The sequence below is a fragment of the Streptomyces lonarensis genome (assembly GCF_012033735.1).
Lineage (GTDB): Bacteria > Actinomycetota > Actinomycetes > Streptomycetales > Streptomycetaceae > Streptomyces > Streptomyces lonarensis.
Genome location: NZ_JAAVJD010000304.1, coordinates 1 through 5,155, shown reverse-complemented (window position 1 = coordinate 5,155; position 5,155 = coordinate 1). Strand labels below are relative to the sequence as shown.

6 protein-coding genes are annotated in these 5,155 nt (G+C 76.3%); all 6 read right to left on the bottom strand.

What is annotated here, in order from left to right; genetic code table 11:
* Positions 1-40: 40 nt before the first annotated feature.
* Positions 41-1,132, bottom strand: coding sequence for a DUF8829 domain-containing protein (locus tag HCN56_RS23315; RefSeq protein WP_167974290.1), 1,092 nt, complete (start codon positions 1,130-1,132; stop codon positions 41-43).
* Between the two features lie 125 nt (positions 1,133-1,257).
* Positions 1,258-3,324 (bottom strand): acetoacetate--CoA ligase, encoded by a 2,067-nt coding sequence (locus HCN56_RS23310; RefSeq protein WP_167974288.1) that lies wholly within the window; start codon positions 3,322-3,324, stop codon positions 1,258-1,260.
* A gap of 178 nt (positions 3,325-3,502) precedes the next feature.
* Positions 3,503-4,105, bottom strand: a complete 603-nt coding sequence (locus HCN56_RS23305) for a GTP-binding protein (protein ID WP_167974286.1) — start codon at positions 4,103-4,105, stop codon at positions 3,503-3,505.
* A complete protein-coding gene (locus HCN56_RS23300) occupies positions 4,086-4,484 on the bottom strand; it encodes a DUF742 domain-containing protein (protein WP_167974284.1) in 399 nt (132 codons plus the stop codon). Before HCN56_RS23300 ends, HCN56_RS23305 begins: the two co-directional genes overlap by 20 nt.
* Before the next feature lie 13 nt (positions 4,485-4,497).
* The gene (locus tag HCN56_RS23295) at positions 4,498-4,935 is read right to left on the bottom strand and encodes a roadblock/LC7 domain-containing protein (protein WP_167934763.1); all 438 of its coding nucleotides are present in this window, start codon (positions 4,933-4,935) and stop codon (positions 4,498-4,500) included.
* Positions 4,932-5,155: hypothetical protein (locus tag HCN56_RS23290; RefSeq protein ID WP_167974282.1), on the bottom strand; the 224-nt coding region annotated here is incomplete at its 5' end. The genes HCN56_RS23295 and HCN56_RS23290, both read right to left, overlap by 4 nt.

Below are 5,155 nucleotides of genomic sequence, written 5' to 3'. Positions count from 1 at the left end.
GGGGGCGGCGGCCCCCGGCGTCCGCCTGTCGGAAGGCAGGTCACAGCGGGCGGCACCGGTAGCCGGGCAGTTCGAGGGCGGTCCGGTGGACGACGGCGCCGACCGGCGGCCCGCCGGGGGCGCCCGCCCCCGGGTCGTCGGGCAGCAGGCGGACGGCGGCGACCTCCGCGGCGCTCAGCGCGCGGATCGCGCCGCCGTGGACGGCCCACCCCCGCACCTCCTGCCCCGGAGCCCGTCCCCGGGAGGCACCGGCGGGCGGGCCGTCGGCGGACCCGGGTCGCTCCGCCGGCGGGAGCGGCGGGGCCGACCGCAGCAGCAAACCGGCGTCGCCGCCGGTGGCGAGCGCTGCCGAGAGCACCATGAGCAGCAGCAGCCCGTCGGGGGACGCCAGGGGCGAGGGACCGGCGGCCGGGCCGGACGCCCGCAGCCGGCGGCCGGGGGACGCCGCGCCGTCGGGCCCCGCGTCGCCCGCCGCCGCGTCCGGCGTGCGACTCCCGTCGGTACGGCGCATCGTGGCGCTCAGCCCCGCCGCGCCGTCGGCGAGCGTGCACACCAGTCGCTGCGCCCCGGGACCGGCACGCCGCAGCAGCTCGGTCACGGTGTCTGCCGCCTGCTGGAACGCGCATTCCGCGCCGGGGCCGCCGCACCGCGGGCAGCGCTCCGCGGCGGCCAGCAGGTCGGCGCACCGCTCCCAGGTCCGGCGGGCCTGCTCCGCCGCCGCCAGGTGGGTGAGCGCGTGGTCGAGCGGCTGGCCCCGGTAGGCGACGGCTGCCGCGTCGGCCGCCCGTTCTCCGGTCCAGGCGGCGCGGGCGGCGGGTGACTCGGGGTCGGCCCCGGTGCGGCGGCAGTGGTCGAGGTACTCCTCGGGTTCGAAGAGGGCGAGGCGGACGGGACCGCCCCGGCGGACGAGTTGCCGCAGGTGGCGTTCGAGACCCCGCAGGTAGGCGTCGCGCTCCGCCCACCGGTCGGTGCCCGACGCGTCGGCGGGGTGCGGCCCCCCGCCCGGCTCTGCGGGAGCCGGGCCGGGCGGGGCATCGGCGGGGACGAGGACGGTGCTGACGGTCAGCGCGCGGTAGCCGGCCGCGGTGGCGGCGGGCCGACCCGGCGGACGGGACGGTGGCGTCTGCTGCATGGTGTTCCTCCGGTGGCCGAGGCCTCGACGAACGATCACCACGCAGCGTAGTCACGAGCACTGACAGTGACGACGGCCCGTGTGCGCCGGGGCCGGCCCCGCCGTGGCGGCCGGTCCCGGCGGGGTCAGCCCCGGGCAGGCGCGGCCGGGCCCCCGCCGCCCGCGGAGTCGGCCGCGCGGCGGGCACCCAGCTCCGCGAAGGACGCCAGCAGCGCGACGTCGTCCACCGAGCCGGGGTTGACGGCCCGCTCCAGCGCGGTGCCCTGGAGGAGCCGCTTCACCGGCACCTCCAGCCGCTTGCCGGTGAGCGTGTGCGGGATGCCCGGCACGACGACCACCTCGTCCGGCACGTGGCGCGGCGACAACTCGGTCCGCAGCGCCGCCGTGACGGCGGCGCGGAGCGCGTCGTCGTCGGCCGCGCCTTCCGCCAGCTTGACGAACAGCGGCATCCAGTAGCCGCCGTCGGGCAGTTCCACTCCGACGACCAAGGACTCCTGGACCTGCGGCAGCCGTTCGACCACCTCGTAGATGTCGGCGGAGCCCATCCGGACGCCCTGCCGGTTGAGGGTGGAGTCGGACCGGCCGTGGATGACCACACCGCCGTGCCGGGTGACGGTGATCCAGTCGCCGTGCCGCCAGACGCCCGGGTAGGTCTCGAAGTAGCTCTCGCGGTAGCGCCGGTCCTCGGGGTCGTTCCAGAACCGCACCGGCATCGACGGCATCGGGTTGGTCACCACCAGCTCGCCCACCTCGTCGACCACCGCCCGGCCGGCCGGGTCCCACGCCTGGAGGTCCGTGCCCAGGCACGGCGCCTGCAGCTCGCCGACGTGGACCGGCAGGGTCGGTACGGCGCCGGCGAAGCAGCTGCACACGTCGGTGCCGCCGCTGACCGAGGCGATCCACAGGTCTGCCCCGACCTCCTCGTGCAGCCAGCGGAAGCCGTCCGGCGGCAGCGGGGAGCCGGTGGTCGCGACGCAGCGGGTGGCGCTGAGGTCCATGTCCCGGGCGGGGTGCACGTCCTTCTTGGCGCAGGCGGTGATGTACGCGGCGGAGGTGCCGAAGAGCGTGGCGCGGGTCCGCTCGGCGATGCGCCACTGCGCGTCGGGGCCGGGGTGGGCCGGGCTGCCGTCGTGGACGACCACGGTGGCCCCCACCAGCAGCCCGGAGACGAGGAAGTTCCACATCATCCAGCCGGTGGAGGTGTACCAGTACAGCCGGTCGCCGGGGCCGAGGTCGCAGTGGAGCCCGAGTTGCTTGAGGTGCTCCACCAGGATGCCGCCCTGCGACTGCACGATCGCCTTGGGAAGGCCGGTGGTCCCGGAGGAGTACAGCACCCACAGCGGGTGGTCGAACGGGACCTCCCGGTAGGCCGGCGCGGGCGGGTGCGCCCCCGGCGTCGTGACCTCGTCCCAGGCCAGGGCGCCGGCCGGCGGCTCGGTGCCGAGCAGCGGGATGTAAACGGTGGCCCGCAGCGAGGGCAGTTCCCGGCGCAGCTCCGCGACGGTGGCCCCCCGGTCGTGCTCCTTCCCGCCGTAGCGGTAGCCGTCGACGGTGAACAGGAGCACCGGCTCCACCTGCCGGAAGCGGTCCAGCACGCTGCGCGCCCCGAAGTCCGGCGCGCAGGAGGTCCACACCGCGCCCACGGCGGCGGTGGCGAGGAAGGCGACGACGGCCTCGGGGATGTTCGGCAGGTAGCCGCAGACCCGGTCGCCGGGGGCGACGCCGAGGCGGCGCATCTCCTCGGCCAGGACCGCCACCCGGTCGCGCAGTTCACGCCAGGAGACCGGGCGGGGAGGCCGCTCCTCGTCGACGGCGAGCAGCGCCGGCTCCTCGGCCAGCGCGGGGTCGTCGGCCCATCGCAGGGCGTGCGCCGCGTAGTTCACGGTGGCGCCGGGGAACCAGCGGGCGCCGGGCATCGCCGCGTCGGCGAGGACCCGTTCCGGGCCCTCCCCCAGCGAGACGTCGAACCAGCGGGTGATCGCTTCCCAGAACCGTTCGGGTTCGCCGACCGACCACCGGTGGAGCGCGGCGTAGTCACCGGCCGGGTCGGGCGCGCCGCTCGGGGCCGGGGCGCCGTGCTCCGCGGCCGCGAACCGGTGGAACCGGGTCAGGCGCGCCGCCGCGACCCGTTCCGGCGACGGCTGCCAGAGGGGTCCGGGCGCGGCTGCACGGTCGGGGGGTGTGGTGGTCATTCTCGGCTCCCGGTGAGGTACGCGTCGTGTGCGTGGCCCCGCGCACGAGCGGGGGTGTGCGCGTGACGCGGTACAGCGCGACCCTGCCATGCCGCGCCCGGCCGCACCAGGGTGGGGAACCGCTTCGCCGTCCCGCCACCCGGGTGGCGGGACGGTACGGCCGCGCGGCGGTGGCCGGTCAGGTCATGGCGCTGCGCGCCGCGGCCGACCGCTGCAGCGCGTGCTCGACGACGGCGACCAGCGCCTCACGCGCCGAGGAGCGCACGCGGGCGTCGCACAGCACCACCGGAATGTCCTCGTCGAGGTCGAGCGCGGCGCGCACCGTCTCGGGCGGGTAGCGCTCGGCGCCCTCGAAGCAGTTGACCCCGACGGCGAACGGCAGGCCGCGGCTCTCGAAGAAGTCGATCGCCGCGAAGCTGTCGGCCAGTCGTCTGGTGTCGGCGAGCACCACCGCGCCGATCGCCCCGTGGGCCAACTCGTCCCAGAGGAACCAGAAGCGCTCCTGGCCGGGCGTGCCGAAGAGGTAGAGCACCAGCGCGTCGCTGATGGTGATGCGGCCGAAGTCCATGGCGACCGTGGTGGTGCGCTTGGCCGCGACCCCGGTGGTGTCGTCCACCGGCCGACCCGCCTCGGTGAGCCGCTCCTCGGTCTGGAGCGAGCGGATCTCGCTGACGGCGCCGACCAGGGTGGTCTTACCGACGCCGAAGCCGCCGGCGACCAGGATCTTCAGGGCCAGCGGGTCGGGGGCCGCCGTTGCTATGTCAGAGGGCCCGGAGACCATCGATCACCTCACGCAGAATGTTCTCGTCCGGTAGCTGGGCGGCCGGGATCGGGTGGCTGACCCGGACCAGCCCGGCCTCCAGCAGGTCGCTGATGAGGACCCGCACCACGCCCACGGGCAGGTCCAGTCCGGTCGCGAGCTCCGCGACGGACTCGGAGACCCGGCGGCACCGGTACAGGATCTCGGCGTGCTCGGGTGCGAGGCCCTGCCCGCCGGGGAGCGTGGCGTCGGCCGGCAGCTCCTGGCCGCCGCCGATGAGAGCCGTCACCAGGGCGATCAGGTCGAGGCGCTCTCCCCCGGCGACCCGGGTGCGCCCACGCGTCATCGCGTAGGGGCGCACCACCGGCCCCGCGTCCTCGTCGAACCAACCCTGGCTCATCGCACCGCCGGTCTCACGCCGGGTCGGTCGCGCCGAGGCGGGGGGCCGTGCCCAGGTGGTCACCGACGCGGCGCACCAGCAGCGTCATCTCGTAGGCGACCTGGCCGACGTCGGCGCCGGGCCCCGTCATGACGGCCAGACAGCTGCCGGAGCCGGAGGCTGCGACGAACAGGAACGCTTCCTCCAGCTCGACCATCGTCTGGCGCACCGAACCGACCTGGAACTGGCGGCCGACGCCCTTGGCGAGGCTGTGGAAGCCGGAGGCGACGGCGGCCAGGTGCTCGCCCGCCTCCCGGTCCAGTCCCTGCGAGGAGCCCCGGGCCAGCCCGTCGCCGGAGAGCACCAGCGCGTGCTGGATGCTGCCGACCCGGGAGACCAGGTCGTCGAGCAGCCAGTCGAGCTCCGCGCTGCGGCCGGGCCCCCTGTCGTGTTCGGTCTGCGGTGCCGTCATGGCTGTCGTCCCTCACGTCCGTCGGTACCGGGCGGGTTCTCCCGTGACCGGCTGTCCATCTCCTCCCGGCCCCGCTCCCAGCCGCGCTGGAGCGAGGACATCCTCTCCCGCACCGTCTCGGCGTCGGCGTCCGGCGCCGGGTCCCAGCCGCCCGAGGGCGGGGGCGCGCCGCGTCGCAGCTGCGGCGCGAGGCCGGCCTGCCGGACCCGGCCGCCCACCC

Bases quoted from the DNA above. Each gene is read 5' to 3' on its own strand.
- HCN56_RS23315 (WP_167974290.1), bottom strand. From the start codon at position 1,132: ATGCAGCAGACGCCACCGTCCCGTCCGCCGGGTCGGCCCGCCGCCACC.
- HCN56_RS23310 (WP_167974288.1), bottom strand. From the start codon at position 3,324: ATGACCACCACACCCCCCGACCGTGCAGCCGCGCCCGGACCCCTCTGG.
- HCN56_RS23305 (WP_167974286.1), bottom strand. From the start codon at position 4,105: ATGGTCTCCGGGCCCTCTGACATAGCAACGGCGGCCCCCGACCCGCTG.
- HCN56_RS23300 (WP_167974284.1), bottom strand. From the start codon at position 4,484: ATGAGCCAGGGTTGGTTCGACGAGGACGCGGGGCCGGTGGTGCGCCCC.
- HCN56_RS23295 (WP_167934763.1), bottom strand. From the start codon at position 4,935: ATGACGGCACCGCAGACCGAACACGACAGGGGGCCCGGCCGCAGCGCG.